The sequence below is a fragment of the Nonomuraea fastidiosa genome, from assembly GCF_042751225.1.
GTDB lineage: Bacteria > Actinomycetota > Actinomycetes > Streptosporangiales > Streptosporangiaceae > Nonomuraea > Nonomuraea fastidiosa.
In genome coordinates this window covers 2,503,643-2,520,596 of sequence record NZ_CP170570.1, presented here as the reverse complement: position 1 = coordinate 2,520,596, position 16,954 = coordinate 2,503,643, and the positions used below count along the sequence as shown (strand labels likewise).

The 16,954-nt window shown below is 67.5% G+C and carries 20 protein-coding genes and 4 tRNA genes; 17 read left to right on the top strand and 7 right to left on the bottom strand.

Annotated features, from left to right (window positions below; translation table 11 throughout):
- Positions 1–88 precede the first annotated feature (88 nt).
- The 6 genes from ACFMQL_RS11390 to ACFMQL_RS11365 all read left to right on the top strand — a co-directional run bounded on the left by ACFMQL_RS11390 (position 89) and on the right by ACFMQL_RS11365 (position 4,170).
- Positions 89–304 carry a hypothetical protein gene (locus ACFMQL_RS11390; protein ID WP_378785582.1) on the top strand — a complete coding sequence of 72 codons (216 nt, stop codon included), beginning with the start codon at positions 89–91 and terminating at the stop codon, positions 302–304.
- A 391-nt stretch (positions 305–695) separates the two neighbouring features.
- Positions 696–1,838, top strand: coding sequence for an ABC transporter permease (locus ACFMQL_RS11385; RefSeq protein ID WP_364063478.1), 1,143 nt, complete (start codon positions 696–698; stop codon positions 1,836–1,838).
- A complete protein-coding gene (locus tag ACFMQL_RS11380) occupies positions 1,835–2,560 on the top strand; it encodes an ABC transporter ATP-binding protein (RefSeq protein ID WP_378785579.1) in 726 nt (241 codons plus the stop codon). The genes ACFMQL_RS11385 and ACFMQL_RS11380 overlap by 4 nt, the downstream gene beginning before the upstream one ends.
- 21 nt (positions 2,561–2,581) lie before the next feature.
- Positions 2,582–3,172, top strand: a complete 591-nt coding sequence (locus ACFMQL_RS11375; protein WP_364063472.1) for a TetR/AcrR family transcriptional regulator — start codon at positions 2,582–2,584, stop codon at positions 3,170–3,172.
- Between the two features lie 72 nt (positions 3,173–3,244).
- A complete protein-coding gene (locus ACFMQL_RS11370) occupies positions 3,245–3,556 on the top strand; it encodes an antibiotic biosynthesis monooxygenase (protein WP_364063469.1) in 312 nt (103 codons plus the stop codon).
- A gap of 470 nt (positions 3,557–4,026) precedes the next feature.
- Positions 4,027–4,170: a hypothetical protein gene (locus tag ACFMQL_RS11365; RefSeq protein ID WP_364063466.1), complete on the top strand. Its 144-nt coding sequence runs from the start codon at positions 4,027–4,029 to the stop codon at positions 4,168–4,170.
- Positions 4,171–4,190: 20 nt separating this feature from the next.
- Here the strand turns inward: ACFMQL_RS11365 and ACFMQL_RS11360 are convergent, their stop codons facing one another.
- Both ACFMQL_RS11360 and ACFMQL_RS11355 read right to left on the bottom strand, forming a co-directional pair.
- Positions 4,191–4,388, bottom strand: a complete 198-nt coding sequence (locus ACFMQL_RS11360; protein WP_378785576.1) for a hypothetical protein — start codon at positions 4,386–4,388, stop codon at positions 4,191–4,193.
- 643 nt (positions 4,389–5,031) lie between these two features.
- Entirely contained in the window at positions 5,032–6,207 is a 1,176-nt protein-coding gene (locus tag ACFMQL_RS11355) for a hypothetical protein (protein ID WP_378785574.1), read from the bottom strand.
- A 25-nt stretch (positions 6,208–6,232) separates the two neighbouring features.
- Here ACFMQL_RS11355 and ACFMQL_RS11350 point away from each other — a divergent pair, with 25 nt between their 5' ends.
- Together ACFMQL_RS11350 and ACFMQL_RS11345 are read left to right on the top strand one after the other, a co-directional pair.
- Positions 6,233–6,394 carry a hypothetical protein gene (locus tag ACFMQL_RS11350; protein ID WP_378785572.1) on the top strand — a complete coding sequence of 54 codons (162 nt, stop codon included), beginning with the start codon at positions 6,233–6,235 and terminating at the stop codon, positions 6,392–6,394.
- Between the two features lie 205 nt (positions 6,395–6,599).
- Positions 6,600–7,082: a hypothetical protein gene (locus ACFMQL_RS11345; protein ID WP_378785570.1), complete on the top strand. Its 483-nt coding sequence runs from the start codon at positions 6,600–6,602 to the stop codon at positions 7,080–7,082.
- A 238-nt stretch (positions 7,083–7,320) separates the two neighbouring features.
- On the opposite strand, the gene ACFMQL_RS11340 is transcribed toward ACFMQL_RS11345, so the two are convergent.
- Both ACFMQL_RS11340 and ACFMQL_RS11335 read right to left on the bottom strand, forming a co-directional pair.
- A tRNA-Lys gene (locus ACFMQL_RS11340) sits at positions 7,321–7,393 on the bottom strand.
- A 49-nt stretch (positions 7,394–7,442) separates the two neighbouring features.
- Positions 7,443–8,597: an acyl-CoA dehydrogenase family protein gene (locus ACFMQL_RS11335; protein ID WP_364063457.1), complete on the bottom strand. Its 1,155-nt coding sequence runs from the start codon at positions 8,595–8,597 to the stop codon at positions 7,443–7,445.
- Positions 8,598–8,689: 92 nt separating this feature from the next.
- On the opposite strand from ACFMQL_RS11335, the gene ACFMQL_RS11330 reads away from it, so the two are divergent.
- Positions 8,690–8,974, top strand: coding sequence for a PspC domain-containing protein (locus ACFMQL_RS11330; protein WP_364063454.1), 285 nt, complete (start codon positions 8,690–8,692; stop codon positions 8,972–8,974).
- On the opposite strand, the gene ACFMQL_RS11325 is transcribed toward ACFMQL_RS11330, so the two are convergent.
- On the bottom strand, positions 8,975–10,258 hold the full coding sequence (locus ACFMQL_RS11325; protein WP_364063452.1) for an MFS transporter: 1,284 nt from the start codon (positions 10,256–10,258) through the stop codon (positions 8,975–8,977).
- A 110-nt stretch (positions 10,259–10,368) separates the two neighbouring features.
- Complete coding sequence (locus tag ACFMQL_RS11320; protein ID WP_378785567.1) at positions 10,369–10,719, bottom strand: metallopeptidase family protein; 351 nt, start codon at positions 10,717–10,719, stop codon at positions 10,369–10,371.
- Positions 10,720–10,806: 87 nt separating this feature from the next.
- Here ACFMQL_RS11320 and ACFMQL_RS11315 point away from each other — a divergent pair, with 87 nt between their 5' ends.
- The 7 genes from ACFMQL_RS11315 to ACFMQL_RS11285 all read left to right on the top strand — a co-directional run bounded on the left by ACFMQL_RS11315 (position 10,807) and on the right by ACFMQL_RS11285 (position 15,456).
- The gene (locus ACFMQL_RS11315; protein WP_364063446.1) at positions 10,807–12,312 is read left to right on the top strand and encodes a metallophosphoesterase; all 1,506 of its coding nucleotides are present in this window, start codon (positions 10,807–10,809) and stop codon (positions 12,310–12,312) included.
- A tRNA-Glu gene (locus ACFMQL_RS11310) sits at positions 12,313–12,385 on the top strand.
- Between the two features lie 90 nt (positions 12,386–12,475).
- Positions 12,476–12,550 (top strand) — tRNA-Asp (locus ACFMQL_RS11305).
- Between the two features lie 5 nt (positions 12,551–12,555).
- A tRNA-Phe gene (locus ACFMQL_RS11300) sits at positions 12,556–12,629 on the top strand.
- Positions 12,630–13,272: 643 nt separating this feature from the next.
- Positions 13,273–13,812: a sigma-70 family RNA polymerase sigma factor gene (locus tag ACFMQL_RS11295; RefSeq protein WP_364063443.1), complete on the top strand. Its 540-nt coding sequence runs from the start codon at positions 13,273–13,275 to the stop codon at positions 13,810–13,812.
- Complete coding sequence (locus ACFMQL_RS11290) at positions 13,809–14,729, top strand: hypothetical protein (protein WP_364063440.1); 921 nt, start codon at positions 13,809–13,811, stop codon at positions 14,727–14,729. Before ACFMQL_RS11295 ends, ACFMQL_RS11290 begins: the two co-directional genes overlap by 4 nt.
- Positions 14,730–15,282: 553 nt before the next feature.
- Positions 15,283–15,456, top strand: a complete 174-nt coding sequence (locus ACFMQL_RS11285; protein WP_364063437.1) for a hypothetical protein — start codon at positions 15,283–15,285, stop codon at positions 15,454–15,456.
- A 16-nt stretch (positions 15,457–15,472) separates the two neighbouring features.
- On the opposite strand, the gene ACFMQL_RS11280 is transcribed toward ACFMQL_RS11285, so the two are convergent.
- On the bottom strand, positions 15,473–16,219 hold the full coding sequence (locus tag ACFMQL_RS11280; RefSeq protein WP_378785560.1) for a hypothetical protein: 747 nt from the start codon (positions 16,217–16,219) through the stop codon (positions 15,473–15,475).
- A 334-nt stretch (positions 16,220–16,553) separates the two neighbouring features.
- Between ACFMQL_RS11280 and ACFMQL_RS11275 the strand changes: the two genes are divergently transcribed.
- Positions 16,554–16,934, top strand: a complete 381-nt coding sequence (locus ACFMQL_RS11275; RefSeq protein ID WP_364063431.1) for a YbaB/EbfC family nucleoid-associated protein — start codon at positions 16,554–16,556, stop codon at positions 16,932–16,934.
- Positions 16,935–16,954: the final 20 nt, after the last annotated feature.

Here is a 16,954-nt window from a genome sequence, read left to right as displayed (position 1 = left end):
TCCTGACCTGCGGACGTACAGGAGGGAGGTCGGCGCGGGCCACGCGCTCGAAAGCGTCCGCAGGTCGCGCCCGGTATCAATGGTGCCCATGACTGCCTTCTTGGGCATATCCCTCCTCCTGCTGTCTCTAGGCTGGCCCCTGGTCGCGCTCGTCGCGGCGGGGCTGGCCGTCCACATTGCCGTCAGTGCGCTGAAGAGACGCCGGCGGCGAGCGTGGACGGTGTGGATCGAGGGCAGCGTCACGGTGGCCTGCGCCGCGGTGGCGATCTATGGGGCCGGATTCTTCTACGGCGGCTTCTTCTAGAAGGATCCGGAGGATCCATGCATGTCCCGTGGGTACGCCTACTCGGATGCCCTTCCGGATGACCACAGCCTGTGGCCACTGAGCGACCCGTGGTGCACATCCGGCGACCAGGTCGTCGATCTGGTCCCGGCCTTCGTCAATCCCGCCCTGTACGTCGCCATCGGTCTGTCCGTGGCGTGCGCCATCGCCGCACGGCGGTGTAACCGCTCCTTCGCGGAGCTTTCCCGCGACCCGGCGGCCCGCGTTAGCACGCCGATGCGGGGCTCATGACGTCTCTCGTGGCTGACGCGTCGAGTTTCATCTTTCCGACACCATGTTGGTATCTTGTCGACGGCGCGTCGGTAACTAAGGCGTCGGTTCCGTGAAATCCCCTTTCCCGTCAAGGAGTGCCATGTTCCTGGCCTGGCGCGAGCTGGTCTTCGCCCGCGCACGTTTCGGCCTGATGGGCGGAGTCGTCGCCCTCATCGCAATCCTCGTCGTCCTGCTGTCCGGCCTCTCCTCGGGGCTCGTCAACGACGGCGTCTCCGGGCTCCAACGGCTGCCCGTCACCGCGTTCGCCTTCGCCGAGGGCACCAAGACCGACTCCGCCTTCTCCCGCAGCACCGTCGACGTGAGCAAGGCCGAGACATGGAAGGGCCGCGACGACGTCGGCGACGCCGCGCCGTTCGGCGTCATGCTGGTCAACGCCAAGGCCACGACGCGAGCCGGCACCGAGGTGCCGATCGACCTGGCGCTGTTCGGCGTCGAGCCCGGTTCGTTTCTCACGCCGCCCGTCTCCGACGGCGCCGGGCTGGGCGACCTCGACGGGATCGTGGTCAGCCAGACCGTCCTGGACGAGGGCCTGGCGATCGGCGACACCGTCGTCATCGACCGCCTGGGCACACAGCTCAAGATCGTCGGAACCACCGGCGACCAGCGCACGTTCGGGCACGTCGATGTGGCGTACCTGCCGTTGCGCTCCTGGCAGCAGGTGCACGCCGGCGCCGGCCCGGGTGACGAGGTGCGTGCGGAAGCGTACGAAGAAGCCACGGCCATCGCCCTGCGCGCACGGGACGGTGACGAGATCGACCTGGCCGGGGGCGACGCCGCGGCGGGCACCGCGAGCATGACGCTCGAAGAGTCCTTCGGAGCCTCGCCCGGCTACACCGCCGAGATCTCCACGCTCACGCTCATCCAGGTCTTCCTGTACGCCATCTCCGCGCTCGTCGTCGGGACGTTCTTCACCGTGTGGACGATCCAGCGCAAGCACGAGCTCGCCGTCGTACGGGCCATGGGCGCCTCCACCGGCTACCTCATGCGGGACACGATGATCCAGGCGGCCGTCATCCTGACCGTGTCCACCGCCGTGGGCTTCCTGATAGGGGTCGGCGGCGGCGCGATGCTCACCACCACGCCCATGCCGTTCGCCCTGGAGGCGGGCCCGCTCGTCCTCGCCGCCCTGATCCTCGTCGGCCTCGGCCTCGCCGGTGCCGCGGCGGCCGTGGGCCGCATCGTCCGCGTCGACCCGCTCGTAGCCCTGGGAGGGCAGCGATGACCACTCGTTCCAGGTCCCAGCGTCCGGACTCCCGCCTGGCCGGTGCCCAAGAGCGCGGCGGCCTGCTGATGGAGGGCGTCACCCTGTCACTCGGCGACGGCGACGCCACGGTCACCGCGCTCGATGACGTCAACCTCGACGTGGCGGCCGGCGAGTTCGTCGCCATCGTGGGGCCGTCAGGAGCCGGCAAGTCGAGCCTGCTCGCCGTCGCCGGCGCGCTCACCACACCCGACACCGGCAGGGTTCTGATCGACGGCGTCGACATCACCAAGGCGAGCTCGCGAGAGAAGGCGCACCACCGGCGCGAACGGATCGGGTTCGTCTTCCAGTCCGGCAACCTCATCCCGGCACTCACCGCGCTCGACCAGCTCCGCTTCGCGCTCGACATAGCGGGCAAGCGCGCAGGCGGCGGTCACGATCCGCGAGAGCTGCTCGACCGGGTCGGGATGGGACACCGCGCCGGGCACCGCCCCCACCAGCTGTCCGGTGGCGAGCGGCAGCGCGTGGGAATCGCCCGCGCGCTGGTCACCCGCCCGGCCGTGCTGCTGGTGGACGAGCCGACCGCCGCGCTCGACCGTGCCCGCAGCGACGATATCGTGAAGCTGCTGGCGCATGAGGCGCACGAGTTCGCCGTCGCGACGATCATGGTCACTCACGATCACGAGGTGCTCGACCACTGCGATCGCGTCCTGTCGATGGTGGATGGAAGACTGTCGGAGTAGGCCGACCATGGGGGAGGGCAGGTGCCGCGCATTCAAGCCCCTACTGTCGCCGAGCATCGGGCCGCCCAGCGCCGGGCGCTGCTCGACGCGGCCAGGGAGATCCTCGCGGAGACCGGCCGGCCACCGACGCTGGCCAGGGTCGCCGAGCGCGCCGGGCTTGCCAGGTCCAGCCTCTACCAGTACTTCCGGTCGTCGGGAGACCTGCTCAACGCGGTCGTGGAAGACGTCTTCCCCCGCTGGTCGGCGAGGGTGGCAGCGGCGATGGACGCCGCGGCCACCCCTGCCGACCGCGTACTCGCCTACGTGCTGACCAACTTCGAGCTCATCGCCGAGGGCGAACACGCGCTGGCCACCGTCCTCGCCGAGGTCGTGCCGGGCGACACCGTCGCCGAGCAGACCCGTGCCATGCACGCGCAGCTCTTGGAGCCCCTCGTGGAGACGCTGCGCCTCCTCGGAGTTCCCGCGGTGCCGGAGACGGCGGAGATGATCAACGCCATCGTGTTCACCGGGTCCCGGCTGATCGAGTCCGGCACCGACCTGCACACCGTCTGGGAGTCGGCACGGGGCCTGCTGGAGCCGTTCGTCCGCGCCTCGGAGCAGACGACGCCCTGAGCGCCTGAGGGTTTGCCGACGCTATGTCGGTAAAATGGCGGCACCGGCAGGCTCGATCCTCGGAGGAACACCATGTACGTCGTGCACAACCGCATCGAAGTCGCTCCCGAACAGGCCGCCTCCTTCGAGGAGACCTTCAGCGCCAGCATGCGCGCGACGCTCGCCGGGGTGCCCGGCCTGCGGCGCAGCCTGCTGATGCGCCCGGCCAAGCCCGGTGACCCGTACGTGTCGACCATGGAGTTCGACTCGGCCGAGGATTTCCGCGCCTGGATGAAGTCCGACTCCTTCAAGGCCGCGCACGCCAACGCCGACGCGCCCGGCATGCAGGCCCCCTCGGCGATCGAGCTCTTCGACGTCCTGGAGGACTTCTCCGCCACGCCTTGACGGCTTCATCGCGGCCGCCCTACCCGGAAGCGACGAGACCGGGTGCGTCCCAGCTCGCCGGCGCAGCAGAGTCGCGATCACTTCGATCGTGGTCGCGGAGCCGGCCGCGATGACGTCCTCGTTCTTGACGTGCACCCCCGTGGGCGCGGAAAATTCAGGACTTCTCCAATCCGCCGGGGTGTACGTGGGCGCTCGCGGCACGCGTGGTGCTCTATAGGAGGAATTCCGGTGGTATCCGTCAGGGATCCAAGTCGCCTTCGACTGCACTTCATCTGAGCGTGTCGGCCGCTTCTGATGCGAGGTGCTGGGGTACGTCCCGCCGGAACCGCCTGAGGGCATCGCCACTTGGGACGACTACAGCCGCAGCCTGCCGCCCGAGCAGCGGGACTCCTGGTTCGCATGCAGCGACCACACGGGTGCCGGTCCGCGGCTGTACTTCCAGCGCGTCCCTGCCCGGACGAGGTGACGGCATGCAGTGCGACGACCCGGACGAGCTCGTGGAGATAGACGAGAGCGTCAGCTCGGCCTTGGCGCTGATCGGCCGCGTCACGGGAACGGACGTCGCCGCCGACTGGTTCCAGGCGCGGCACTCCCGCGTCGAGCCCGCTCCTTGACCCTTCGGTCCGGCCGTGGCTCAGAGCCTGCGGGCGGTGATGTCGCCGTTGGACGTGGTGGTGTGGATGGCCGGCTCGGCGGTGCCGGTGTTCTTGAGGGCGTTGGTGATGCGGCCGTGGGTGGTGCCGGCGTTCAGGGAAGCCGAGGCACCGGCGGCGGTGACGGAGACGTCGCCGGACTGCGGGGCGAGCACGAGCGTGCCGACCGCAGCACTCATCGGAGCCATCGTCGGAGAGACGACGGGCATTCTGGTCGCCATCGACGGAGCAAGCGTCTCTCAGTGCTGCATGGCGGGCGCAGGGGCCTTCGCCGGCAGCCTGGCCCTGATCCTTGGGGTGCTCCACGCGCCAAGCTGCTGTGATGACTGGGGGACAGGTTTCCCGGTCCGGGTTCCCGGCGACTGGGGGACCTGTCCCGAGTGGAGTCGTGGAGAGGCGGCATCGAGGCACGCCTGCTAGCAGATCCGTTAGCGAACACCCTCGGACGAAGATCGTTCCGAGGGCGTTTCGGCTGGTAGGGCACCCGGGGCTCGAACCCGGAACCTGCGGATTATCAGCTCGGCCGATCATGGTTCCAGACAGTTCATTGCAGGTCAGGACGCATGCACGGTCCCCCTTGAACGCCCCCTGAACGGCATGGAACTGCAACTGGGACGGCTCACACTGCGTTGCCCGGTGCCTGGCGGCCTACGGAAAATCACTTCCGAACGCCTTTTTGTAGCGGCTATGGTCGTCCAGGCGACGGGGTCGATCGCACGTTAACGGGCGGGGCCTCGGGCTGAGTCCTCGTAATTCACCGCCGATCGCCGCCCGTTCTGGCGCGCATCTGGCATGACGATCAAGTCAGCGCGCGACGCTGTGTCAGCTGCCTGTGTTCACAATGGCCGACAGGAGCTGACGGTCGTAGGGCAGCCCTAACAGGGCGAACAGCATGTCCGGCGGCAGCCCGAACGTCTCTACGGGCGACAGGTTCCAGATCTCGTCGTTCTCCAGCAGAGCTTGGAGGTAAGCACGCTGAGCATCGTTCAGCGAACCGGTCGTCGAGAATGGTGTGGGAAAGGCGGCTTGCAGCAGCATGCTCCAGTCCGGATAACCGGTGGAACGGCTCGACCTGGATGCCACCGCAAGCGCTGTCGGCAGTAGTTCGGCGAAGTCTGGCACTCGCCGGATGGCCTCAATGATCAGCCGATCCGGATAGTCGTCGGGGAGCGTTTGCAGGTCCGAGTCGGGATACCAGCCGGCGATGTGGTCCGGATTGGCGATCGCGTCGAGGATGACCTGTGTTCCGTCCGGGTCGTCCGCGAGGTTGGATGCGAAGGCGGCCCTGACCCGGATCCTTGTATCGTGGTCGAAGAGAAACGCTCGATTTACGGCGCCGAGCCGGTCGAGTGCAAAGAGGGCTTTGGCTCGTTCGTAGTAGGTGTCGGCGTCGCGTGCTCGGCTTTCGAGCAGGGTGATGATCTCGGTTCGTCGGTTTGCGACGGTCGGTACCTGGCATAGCATCGCCGCTGCATCCGCAGCCTGTACCCGAGTTTGCAGCTCCTTGTGGCTTACGCACCGGAGAACAGGATCGACCAGGACGGGGGCGACGACCCGGCAATGGATGATGGCGTCGTAGTCCTCGGTATCCAGTTCCTTGTCCTCACCTCCCGAGGTATCGCGGTCGCAGATCGTGCAGTAGGCCTGCCAGAGTTCGCTCTCGGTTCTGTCGGGCTCGGTGCCCTCGGCCACTGCGTGAAGGAAGCCGAGTAGGTGGGCGCGTACTGGCTCTGTCGACCACCCAAAGATCGAGATCGGCCGATCGAATCGAGGATCTTCCAGTAGGCCGGCCACTACGAGCGCTGCTGGTGCGGTGGCGGAGTAGATAGAGCTTTGGTGGACGACGGACTCGAAGAGGTGCTCAATCGCCTCGACCCAGCCGGCCTCATCGTTTTTTCGTAGCCGCATCAAATGACCCCGGGTATCGACCGCCCTCCCATACGCGTGCGACAAGCGCGACCAGTCGTAGCCGTGCAGGGCGTCCCAACCCAAGCGCATGGCGGCATTCTGCCGTATGGGAGAGATGCCAAGAGCAGAAGGCAGTGGCCAGGAGGAGGTCTCTGACTTTGGCAGTTGTACGTGGAGCGCGCTGCTGACGTACTCCTTCCTGCCTGAAGACCGGCGTCCCGTTCCGACTCCGGAGATCGCGGAGGAGCTGTCCGCCAACCCGCTGCACAAGGTCTAGTTCCGCAAGGTCAAGGTCAGTGGCGAAGTGGATCGGCGCGCGGTGGTCAATCCGCAGCAGGCACGCGCGCTGCTGGCCGCCGTCAGCTACGTCGGCAAGAGGAGGGGGCCGATGATGGTGGCGATGTTCGCCTGCATGTACTTCGCCGGGCGAGGCGTCGAGCCTGCGCAGGAAGGACTGTCACCTCCCCGACGAGGGATGGGGCATGCTCACGCTGGAGAAGACCCGCCCGGAGAGCAATAGGCGCTACACCGACTCGGGGGAGAGCCACGATGAGCGGGGGTTGAAGCATCGGGACCAGAAGGCGACACGCCTGGTGCCGATCCCGCCCGAACTGGTGAAGATCCTGCGCGAGCACATCGACCGGTTCGGGGTGGCCGAGGACGGTCGGCTGTTCAGGACGGGATCGGGCAAGCCTTTCCCCGGCTCGACCGTCTCGAAGGTCTGGCGCGAGGCGCGTACGTACGCGCTGACCCCTGACCAGGTGGCCTCACCGCTGGCGGCTCGCCCGTACGATCTTCGGCACGCGGCCGTGTCGCTCTGGCTCAACGCGGGCGTGCACGCTCCCGAGGCGGCCGAACGGGCGGGGCACGGCGTCGATGTGCTCCTACGCGTCTATGCCAAGTGCATCGACGGTCAACGCGAGGTGGCGAACCAGCGCATCCTGGCCGCGCTCAATGCCGCATGACCAGCACCTTCAGGACAGGACCCCGGGGCGTCTCGGGATCCTTCGTCGTTGCCGCGGAATGGCCCGGTAACGACTCCCGGATTGCCGCTGTGACCTGGGAAAACGCGCCAAGATCCATTCCGTGTATTCCGCGGAGGGTGGCATCCGGCGGCGTCCAGCGGCGTACGGCTGCCTACCAGCCCGAAGCCCGGCAAGGGAAAAGCCCCAGCTCAGGGGCATGATCCGAGGTGGAGGATAGTAGGGCGCCCGGGGCTCGAACCCGGAACCTACGGATTAAAAGTCCGCAGCTCTGCCAATTGAGCTAACGCCCCTAGCAACAGCAAGGGTACAGAGATTACCGCGCTGTCCGCGACGCCACCATCATCGGTAAGCCGACAGCCCGGTCAGCGCCTCGCCGAGCACCAGGGTGTGGACTTCCTGGGTGCCTTCGTAGGTGAGCACGCTTTCGAGGTTGTTCATGTGTCTGATCACAGGGTACTCCAGCGTGATCCCGTTGCCGCCCAGGATGGAGCGGGCCTGGCGGGCGATGTCGAGCGCGGCCCGTACGTTCGCCAGCTTGCCGAAGCTGATCTGCCGGGGCTCCAGGGTGCCGGCGTCCTTCAGCCGGCCGAGGTGGAGGGCGGTGAGGCCGGCCTGGGCGAGGCCGACGTACATCCAGGCCAGCTTCTCCTGGGTGAGCTGGAACGCGCCGATCGGCTTGTCGAACTGGACGCGGGTCTTGGAGTAGTCGACGGCGGCCTCGACGCAGGCGCGGGCGGCGCCGGTGACGCCCCAGACGATGCCGTACCGGGCCTCGGACAGGCAGGACAGCGGCCCGCGCAGGCCCGTGACGCCGGGCAGGACGGCGGAGGCGGGCAGGCGTACGTCGTCGAAGTAGAGGGACGAGGTGACCGAGGCCCTCAGGGACATCTTCTTGCGGATCTCAGGGGCGCTGAAGCCCGGGGTGTCGGTGGGGACGACGAAGCCGCGGATGCCGTCGTCGGTCTGCGCCCACACGACCGCGACGTCGGCGACGGATCCGTTGGTGATCCACATCTTGGAGCCGTTCAGGATCCAGTCGGAGCCGTCCTTCTTGGCGTACGTGCGCATGCCGGCCGGGTCGGAGCCGTGGTCGGGCTCGGTCAGGCCGAAGCAGCCGATGGCCTCGCCGGCGGCCATGCGGGGCAGCCATTCCTCTTTCTGCTCGTCAGAGCCGTACTTCCAGATGGGGAACATGGCGAGCGAGCCCTGCACGGAGACGAAGGAACGCAGCCCGGAGTCGCCCGCTTCGAGCTCGCGGCAGGCCACGCCGTAGGAGACGGCGTCGGTGCCGGCGCAGCCGTACCCCTGAAGGTGCATGCCGAGCAGGCCGAGCGAGCCGAGCTCGGGTGCGAGCTCGCGCGCGGGGAAGACCGCCTCCTCGAACCAGTCCCCGACGTGCGGCAGGATGCGGTCGGCGACGAAGGACCTGACGGTGTCGCGGATCAGTCGCTGGTCGGCGTCGAGCTGATCGTCCAGGCGCAGCAGGTCGTCCATCACAGGGTCCTCTCCTCACATAGGGGACTACCAGGGTTCTACCAGGGGCAATCCTGATGTGCGAACATCGGGCCGCCGGGCAGTCTTGGGGCATGAGCGAATACAAGAAACTCCGCAGGACCCACAAAGGCCGGATCATCGCGGGCGTCTGCTCGGGCGTCGGCGAGTACGTCGGCATCGACGCCAACCTCGTGCGGATCGCGCTGGCGATCTCGACGCTGTTCGGCGGGCTCGGCGTCGGCATCTACGCGATCGGCTGGCTCCTCATGCCGGACGAGGAGCACGACACCTCGATCGTCCAGGACCTCATCGCCAAGCAGCAGCAGAGCAGAGCCACGACGACGGACTGGAGCGGCGAGCACAAGCCGCAGCCGTGATCAGACGGGCGCCTGGGCGCGTACCCGGCCGCTCTTGCCGCGGGACTCGGCCCAGATCATGGAGAGCACGGCGGCGCTGACCAACCCGGCGAGCCCCGCGATCGCGATCACGGGCTCGGGGCCGAGTCTCTCAGCGGCGAACCCGCCCACCAGGATCCCCACCCCCTGGACGGCCATCAGCCCCGACTGCACGAGGCCGAACGCTTGGCCGCGACGTTCGGCGGGCACGTGCTGGACGAACGCGGCGTTGGCGGCGAGCTGGTAGGCACCGCCGATGCCCGACAGGACCCACGCGGCGAGCACGACGGCGAGCGGTGGCTTGATCGCGGTGATGATGAGCGGCGCGCAGCTCAGCATCGCCATCCATCCCATGAGCCGCAGCCGGCGCGCGGGCGAGACGAATCTGCTGAACAGGAACGCCCCCACCACCGTCCCGGCCGGCATGGCGGCCATGAGCAGCCCCGTGATCACCGCGGCGGGCAGCTCGTCGGTGGCGAGGCGGGCCGCGTAGGGGGCGGCGATGCCCTCGGGCAGGATGTAGAAGCCGCAGAGCCAGGCGAACAGGACGAGCGTCCGCAGTTTCCGCGAGCCGAACACCAGCCGGGCGCCGCTCGTGGTCATGTGCCACATCGACGGCTTGGCGCCCTCGCCTTGGGGCGCGGGGCGGCGGCGTACGCCGGAGACGAGGATCAGCGCCGAGCCGAGGAAGGTGGCGGCGTCGATGGCCAGCGCGCGGTACGGGCCCATGCCGGCGATGAGCGCTCCGCCGGCCGCGAAGCCGAGCATCTGCACGGCCTGGTTCGTCATGTTCTGCAGCGCGGAGCCGATGACGTACGCGTCGCCTTCGAGCACTTCGGGCAGCAGTGCCGCCCGCGCGGCCGAGAAGGGGGCGCTGAGCAGCACGACCAGGAACACCAGCGCGCACAGCGCCCAGAACGGCACGCCCGGCACCGCCATCACGGCCACCAGCGCCGCCCTGATGAGGTCGCAGGTCAGCATGACGCCGCGGCGCGCGAACCGGTCGGCGAGGCCGGCGAGCAGCGGCCCGCCGAGGATGGAGGGCAGGTAGGTCAGCGCGTAGACGGCGGCGGTGGCGAGCGGGGAGCCGGTGCGGTCGAAGACGAGCACCGCGAGCGCCACCTGGGCCAGCTGGTCGCCGAGAAGCGAGAGGCCCTGGCCGTACCAGAGGGCCCTGAACTCCCGGATGGCGATGACTTCCCGGTATGTGGCTTGTGTGGCTTCCCCGGCACGGCGATGCCGTCCCGGGTGCCGTCGCGCCCGCATGGCCCCCATTGGACTCCGCTGTGCCTGACTCAGGGTGTTCGCTATGTCACCTAAGGTGCCCGAGAGTGCCCGCCGTCCGCAACCGGAAGCAGCCAACCAAACGCAAAGGGTTACCAGCCCAATTCGTGAAGTCGGGCGTCATCGATGCCGAAGTGATGCCCGACTTCATGGACGACCGTGATGCGCACCTCTTCGATCACTGCCTCTTCGGTATCGCAAATCTCACATATCGGGTTGCGGTAGATCTCTATGCGGTCGGGCAGAACCGCTGAGTACCAGTCGCCGCGTTCCGTGAGGGGGACACCGGTGTACAGGCCGAGCAGGTCGGGCTCAGGCGGGTCATCGACGACGGTGACGATCACGTTGCTCATGGCGCGCGTGAGGTCGGGCGGAATCGTGTCCAATGCCTCGGCCACGAGTTCCTCGAATCTCTGCCGCGATACCTCGATCACACTTGCCATTCTGCCCCGCCGGTCAGGTAAGCAAGAATCTGTATGAAGTTCGTGCACTGGTCAAAGGCCATTCTCCGGTCACGTGCCGCGAAGGCCGTGGCCGTGCTTTTCGTGGCCGCCGTGGGCGCGTGGCTCGGCATCTTTCTCAGCGGTACGGAGACCGCGCGCGTCGGCCCAGTGGAGGCCGGGATGTCCCTGCGGCCCGCCTGGACCGGCGAGACCGTCGTGGACGCGAGCCCCCTCGGCACCTTGACCTTCCGCACGCACAGCGCGCCGCTCAGGCTGCGCATCACGCTGGAGAACATCGACCAGGAACGCGCCAAAGCCCTCATCGAGGACCCGCGGGTGGCCGACCGGCTGCCCGAGATGATCGAGGACGATCTCCTGGACGGCGTGCGCGCGCTCCTCATCCGCTCGCTGCTGTGTGCGGGCGCCGGGGCCATGGTCGCCGTCATCCTCGTTCACCGGCGCCCCAGAACGGCCCTGATGGGCCTTCTGGCGGCCTCTGTGACCCTTTCCGCCACCGGGGCCCTGGCGGCCCTCACCTTCCGCCCCAACTCGCTTGTGGAGCCGCGCTACTCGGGCCTGGTGGCCGCCGCGCCGTCGCTGGTCGGCAGCGCGGAGTCGATCGTGACGCGTTTCGAGTCGTACCGGGCGCAGCTCACCAAACTCGTGACGAACGTCTCAAAGCTCTACGACACGGTCTCCACCCTGCCCCTGTACGAGGCCGACACGAAGACCATCAGAGTCCTGCACGTCTCCGACATCCACATCAATCCCATCGCCTGGAACGTCATCCACTCGCTGACGGACCAGTTCAGCGTCGACTTCATCGTCGACACCGGCGACATCTCCGACCACGGCACCAAGGCCGAGAACAAGTTCGTCGAGGAGATCGGCAAGCTCAAGGTCCCGTACGTGTACGTACGCGGCAATCACGACTCGATGACCACGCAGAAGGCCGTGGCCAAGCAGAAGAACGCGATCGTCCTCGACGACACCACGAAAAAGGTCGCCGGCCTGACCATCTACGGCCTCGGCGACCCCCGCTTCACCCCGGACAAGACCACCGACGCCTACTCGAACCCGGAATCGCTCCGCGAGTTCGCCCGCGCCCACCTGGGCAAGGTGGGCAAACCCGACCTGATCGCCGTACACGACCCCGACGCCGGGCGCGGCTTCTCCGGCCTCGCCCCCATGATCCTCTCCGGGCACACCCACGACCGGCGCACGAACATGCTCCCGACCGGCACCCGCCTGCTCATCCAGGGCTCCACCGGCGGCGCCGGCCTGCGCGCGCTCGAACACGCCCAGCCCACCCCCGTCCAGGCGTCCGTCCTGTACTTCGACAAAGAGACCAGACGCCTGCGGGCCTGGGACGACATCACGCTCGGCGGGCTCGGCGAGCAGTCGGTGTACATCCAGCGTCACGTGGAGCCCGACCCGCAACGTATGATTTCCCCGGAGCCGAAGAACGCCCCGTCGCCAACGGGATCGATCAAAGGCACCGGGTCATCGACCGCCGGTACGCCACTTTGGCATCAGGGGCAATCGTCCCCTATGCTTCAGGGGTCTCCGACGGAAGGCGACAGGGAATCCTGAGCCCCCATCGTCTAGCGGCCTAGGACACCGCCCTTTCAAGGCGGCGGCACGGGTTCGAATCCCGTTGGGGGCACTGCGAGCGCCTAGCGCACCCGCAAAACGGCTGGTCCAAGACCTCCGGAAAGCTGGTAAGCTAAGCGAGCGCAAACAGCAAGAAACGCAAGGTCCTGTGGAGCAGTTTGGAGTGCTCGCCACCCTGTCAAGGTGGAGGCCGCGGGTTCAAATCCCGTCAGGACCGCTCTGGGTCAGGTAGCTCAGTTGGTACGAGCGTCCGCCTGAAAAGCGGAAGGTCGGCAGTTCGACCCTGCCCCTGACCACAAGAACGACCATCAGAAACGCCCCGGACGGAATCGTCGTTCGGGGCTTTTTGATCTCCGCTGACAGCAACAGCGACAGCAACGATGCGCCTCAGGCGGGTGGGCGGGAAGGTTGACCGCAGCCGACCAGTGAATCCGCCTCACGCAAGTGCCGAAGCGGCCGGATTCAGGTGGCGGCTGAAGCTGCACAGGAATCGCAACGGCCATCGTGCGATGGTTCACCGATCGCGAGGACAGGGCGCCCCGCCCTGATCGGGCTGCAACGGCCTGAAGGCCAGGCACCACCCACCGCCCAGCCGTACAAGCAGTAGCTTTCGAACCTCAGTAGACACAACGACGGTCGGGCCAGAAAGCAACTTTTCACGTCCATCAGGGCAGCCCGCCTGCGCCAGCCGGTCGCCGGGCGGTCGCGGCCGACGTCGCCCACGCGCTCGACATCGTGAGGGATGCCCAGTCATGTGGGTGCCCTTCAAGCCGCCCAGGAGGTGTTCAAGCCGACCTCACCGACGCCCTGTGAGAAAGCGACTGTGAGCTCCCTCACATCAGGGCGTTTTGGTCATCGGTGAGTGATACCTGACGGCTGCGCGACATTCACCAGGTGGAAGGCACAACGTGCACCGCAATGGTGGAGGGGAGGCGGCGTGTGAGCGATGAAGACAGCTTCACCCGCATGTTCGAGGACCATTACGAGGCGGTTCTGCGGTACGCCTGGCGGCGGGTCGGTCCTGCGGACGCTCCGGATATAACCGCCGAGACGTTCAAGATCGCCTGGGAGAAGTACGAGCGATTGCCCCGGGAACATCCGCTGCCCTGGCTGTACGCGACGGCCCGGAATCTCATGCTGAATCTGATCAGACGAGACAACCGGCGAGACGCACTCGCAGGGCCGTTAGGCGAGGGTTTGACGCACCACTGTGCCGAAGCAGATCACGCGACCGCAGTCGTCGCACGCCAAACGGCGCTCGCCGCGCTGAACAGCCTGAGCGAGGACGACCGGGAACTGGTGCTCTTGATGTCTTGGGAAGGACTCGACCTCCGCGAAGCCGCGAAGGTGGTGGGCTGCTCCCGGCCTACGGCTGCCATGCGACTGCACCGCGCGCGCAAACGGCTGCGGCGCTTGCTCGGAGAAGAACCGCAAACCGTCGCTGCTCGCCAGCCTTCCTGCCAGGGGAATGCCGTATGACCGATCCTCTCAAGCAGTTGACGACTACGCTCAAGACGCACGACCCTGCCGGCCATGTCCGAGCGGATCCTCTCGTGATGTCCGCCACTCTCCAAAGCGTCATCGCTGCGTCGGTACGGGAATCCCCCAAGACCACACGGTCCTGGCAGAAGTGGCTCACCCTCATCCCCGTCACGGCACTCCTGGTCGGAGCAGCGGTCTTCGCGCCGGTCATCATGCACCCCGAGGAGATCGGTCCTATGACCGTGGGACCGGCCAAAGCGTTGGCGTTCACCAGGAACGGTGACTATATCGACGTCAGGATCCTGGACCCGGATGCCGACCCCGAGCGATACCGGCAGGACTTCGCGGCGTATGGCCTGAGCGTCGACTTGAAGATGAAACCCGCGTCGCCCAGCCTTGTCGGCGCGCTGGTCTCTGTCTCGGCTCCCCAAAGAATGGTGGTGTTCCACGGCGACGGTTTCGAAATCAAGGACGGAACTAATAGCCGCAGAATCAAGAAAATCGAAGGGACGGACTGCGGCCGGACATGGTGTCTGGCCGGGGTGAGTATTCCTGTCGATCTGCACAGCCCTTTCGAAGTCACCTTCGGGCGGGCCGCTCTGCCTGGCGAACGGTATGAGATCACAGGAGATCCGACGGCTCGCGGCGAGATCCTGGAAGGAATGAAGCCGGCGAACAAGACGGTGGGTGAAGTCAGGATCATGCTTCAGCAGCGGCATGCAACCGTCTCGCGTTACTACAAGGCACCTCCTGAGCCCGCCGGTCGTGGCGGCTCAGGCTTGGATGTGACCGAGCACCCTCTCCAAGCCGAAGACGTTCCCGACACCTGGTACGTGCATGAGGCATTGGGCGGTCCTGAGAAGGGCACGGTAAGGCTCATCGTCGCGCCCCGGCCCGCTGCCGACCCGCACTGAGTGGCCCTCACGCCTGCACGGCCGCACCTTCGACAGTGCGCGAGCGCGTTGCTGTCGTCCGCTGCACAGCCGGGAAGCACAGCAACGCCGCCACACGCACTACTTCGCATGTACGGTCCCCGCTGCTCGCGGCGCGTGGAAGATCAAGCGCAGGATGAAGGTGTCCAGGATGAACATGTCGGTGCCGTCCCAGTCGAACAGCCCGACCTGCCCCGGCGGGGCCTCAGGGGAGGCGGCCGCGCGCGAACTCGGTCACTGACACGAGGACAAACTCAACGATGTCGCAGGTCCCGGCGAAGTGGTGACGGTAGCGCTGACACCAGCGCCCCGCTCACGCCCGTACGGGTCAGACCTCCCGGGGCGGCGGGGAGTCAGTCGCCTGGATCGCCGAGGTCGCGGGTGAGCCGGCCCGGGGTGTCGAAGCGTACGGGCTGCCTGCCCACCAGCTCCGTCAGCTGCGCTTCGAGGGCTCCGAGCTCGGCGGTGCCGATCTGCCGTCCACCGCTCGCGTAGCTCGTCGAAGATCGCTTCGCCCCCCGGGCCGCGGGCGTCCGTGCCGGCGGTCGGCGCCGGCGGCGGCTCCTTCACGGCGGACACCTTGTCCCAGGCCGCGTCGGCCGAGGTCACGTCCGTGCTGCTCGACGGCGTGGGCCACTACGTCGCGATGGAGGCCCCCGAGGCGCTGGCGGGCGCGATCCGCGGTTTCGTCGCGGGCATCGACGCCTGAGCCGGGCGCGCTATGGTCACGGCCGGCGGCGGGTGAGGGAGCGGACCAGCATGGTGCCGGTGATCGCGGCGATCAGCAGGCAGCCGACGATCTCGGCGGTGAGTGCGAGGCCGGTGCCGAGGTTCCCGGCGAGGGCGTCGGCCGCCATGTGGACCGGCAGGAAGCCCATGGCGGTCCAGCAGAACGCGCGGTAGGCGAGCATCAGGACCCCGTCCCACCGGACGGGCAGCAGCCCCCACAGCAGCACCCCCAGGCCGATGAAGGCCAGGTAGAGCCAGTACGCGAGCGAGCCCTTCACCTCGGGCGGGAACCACGCGGCGCCTCCCGCCACCTCCACGCCGACGACCTCCCCGCGCCAGAGCCGGAGCGTGGCCAGGCCCTCCTCGGCCTTGGCGTAGAAGCGCGCGTCCACGTCACGGGCCTGCCGGGTGCCGTCGGCCCGCTGCCAGGTGATCTCGTGGTGGGTGATCGTGCGCGTGGACGTGCGGGTGCGGCCGTCGGCGTCGGTGTGGGTGGTGGTCTCGGTGGTGGTGTACGTGCGCCGGTCGGCGATGGTGCCGCCCTCGGCGCCGAAGCAGCCGCCGCCGCTCCGCTCGCAGGCCATCATCTCGCGGAACTCCGTGGTCTGCCGGTACGGTCCCACGGCGGCGATGAGCGACACCACGAGCACCGCCAGACCTGCCGCGACCACGATCCACCGCGCCCATGAACGCCCGCCCGGCGAGACGCGGCGCGGCGGCGGAGAGTGCTGGGGAAACGTCACAACCTGTCCCGCATTCCTTCGGCTGTGTCATTCTTGCTCGAACCGTCCGTCCTCCCGTGCGGAGGGCGTCGGCGTTCTTTGCCGTGCCGTACGCGCGATCGCACGGATTCCGCTGCCTGCGGCCGCCGCGCGCCACGGGCATCGCCGGTACGCCGTGCCACTCTGCCCGTTCTTGCCGCACGCCTCCAAGTCGATCTGGGAGGGTGAATGATCACGAGATGTCGCGATCTTTCACCTGTACAACATGGACTTCAGCCCCCTATGTGGCTTCTGGCGCTTCTGCAACCAATGTTGAATGTGGTATGAACTGTCCTTTACGGGGGTAGTAAGATTGATGAACAATTTCGAAGCTTCGGTCGAGGAACTGGCAGAGCAGGTCAACGAGCAGATCTCGCGCGTACGCGAGACGTACGGGGCGCTCGACGCGGTGGAGGCCACCAAGACCTCGTCCGACGGCATGATCAGCGTCACTGTGGGGTCGCAGGGGCAGCTCCGCGACCTTCGCCTGGACCCGCGTGTCTACCGCAAGCTCTCCGCGTCCGAGCTGGCCGACGCCATCATGGTGCAGATCCGCAGGGCTACGGCGGACGTCGACGAGCAGCGGCGGCGGCTCATGGAGCCGCTGCTGCCGGAAGGGCTGCCGTACGAGCAGGTCTTCGGCGAGCGCGTCTCGCTCGACGCGTTCGTGCCCCCGACCGTGGATCCCGGCGCATGAACGCTCTGATCCGCCGCCTC

What these genes read in the sequence shown, in the direction of transcription:
- ACFMQL_RS11390 (WP_378785582.1), top strand. Translation starts at nt 89, where the DNA reads ATGACTGCCTTCTTGGGCATATCCCTCCTCCTGCTGTCTCTAGGCTGG.
- ACFMQL_RS11385 (WP_364063478.1), top strand. Translation starts at nt 696, where the DNA reads ATGTTCCTGGCCTGGCGCGAGCTGGTCTTCGCCCGCGCACGTTTCGGC.
- ACFMQL_RS11380 (WP_378785579.1), top strand. Translation starts at nt 1,835, where the DNA reads ATGACCACTCGTTCCAGGTCCCAGCGTCCGGACTCCCGCCTGGCCGGT.
- ACFMQL_RS11370 (WP_364063469.1), top strand. Translation starts at nt 3,245, where the DNA reads ATGTACGTCGTGCACAACCGCATCGAAGTCGCTCCCGAACAGGCCGCC.
- ACFMQL_RS11365 (WP_364063466.1), top strand. Translation starts at nt 4,027, where the DNA reads ATGCAGTGCGACGACCCGGACGAGCTCGTGGAGATAGACGAGAGCGTC.
- ACFMQL_RS11360 (WP_378785576.1), bottom strand. Translation starts at nt 4,388, where the DNA reads ATGAGTGCTGCGGTCGGCACGCTCGTGCTCGCCCCGCAGTCCGGCGAC.
- ACFMQL_RS11355 (WP_378785574.1), bottom strand. Translation starts at nt 6,207, where the DNA reads ATGCGCTTGGGTTGGGACGCCCTGCACGGCTACGACTGGTCGCGCTTG.
- ACFMQL_RS11350 (WP_378785572.1), top strand. Translation starts at nt 6,233, where the DNA reads ATGCCAAGAGCAGAAGGCAGTGGCCAGGAGGAGGTCTCTGACTTTGGC.
- ACFMQL_RS11345 (WP_378785570.1), top strand. Translation starts at nt 6,600, where the DNA reads ATGCTCACGCTGGAGAAGACCCGCCCGGAGAGCAATAGGCGCTACACC.
- ACFMQL_RS11335 (WP_364063457.1), bottom strand. Translation starts at nt 8,597, where the DNA reads ATGGACGACCTGCTGCGCCTGGACGATCAGCTCGACGCCGACCAGCGA.
- ACFMQL_RS11330 (WP_364063454.1), top strand. Translation starts at nt 8,690, where the DNA reads ATGAGCGAATACAAGAAACTCCGCAGGACCCACAAAGGCCGGATCATC.
- ACFMQL_RS11325 (WP_364063452.1), bottom strand. Translation starts at nt 10,258, where the DNA reads ATGCGGGCGCGACGGCACCCGGGACGGCATCGCCGTGCCGGGGAAGCC.
- ACFMQL_RS11320 (WP_378785567.1), bottom strand. Translation starts at nt 10,719, where the DNA reads ATGGCAAGTGTGATCGAGGTATCGCGGCAGAGATTCGAGGAACTCGTG.
- ACFMQL_RS11290 (WP_364063440.1), top strand. Translation starts at nt 13,809, where the DNA reads ATGACCGATCCTCTCAAGCAGTTGACGACTACGCTCAAGACGCACGAC.
- ACFMQL_RS11275 (WP_364063431.1), top strand. Translation starts at nt 16,554, where the DNA reads ATGAACAATTTCGAAGCTTCGGTCGAGGAACTGGCAGAGCAGGTCAAC.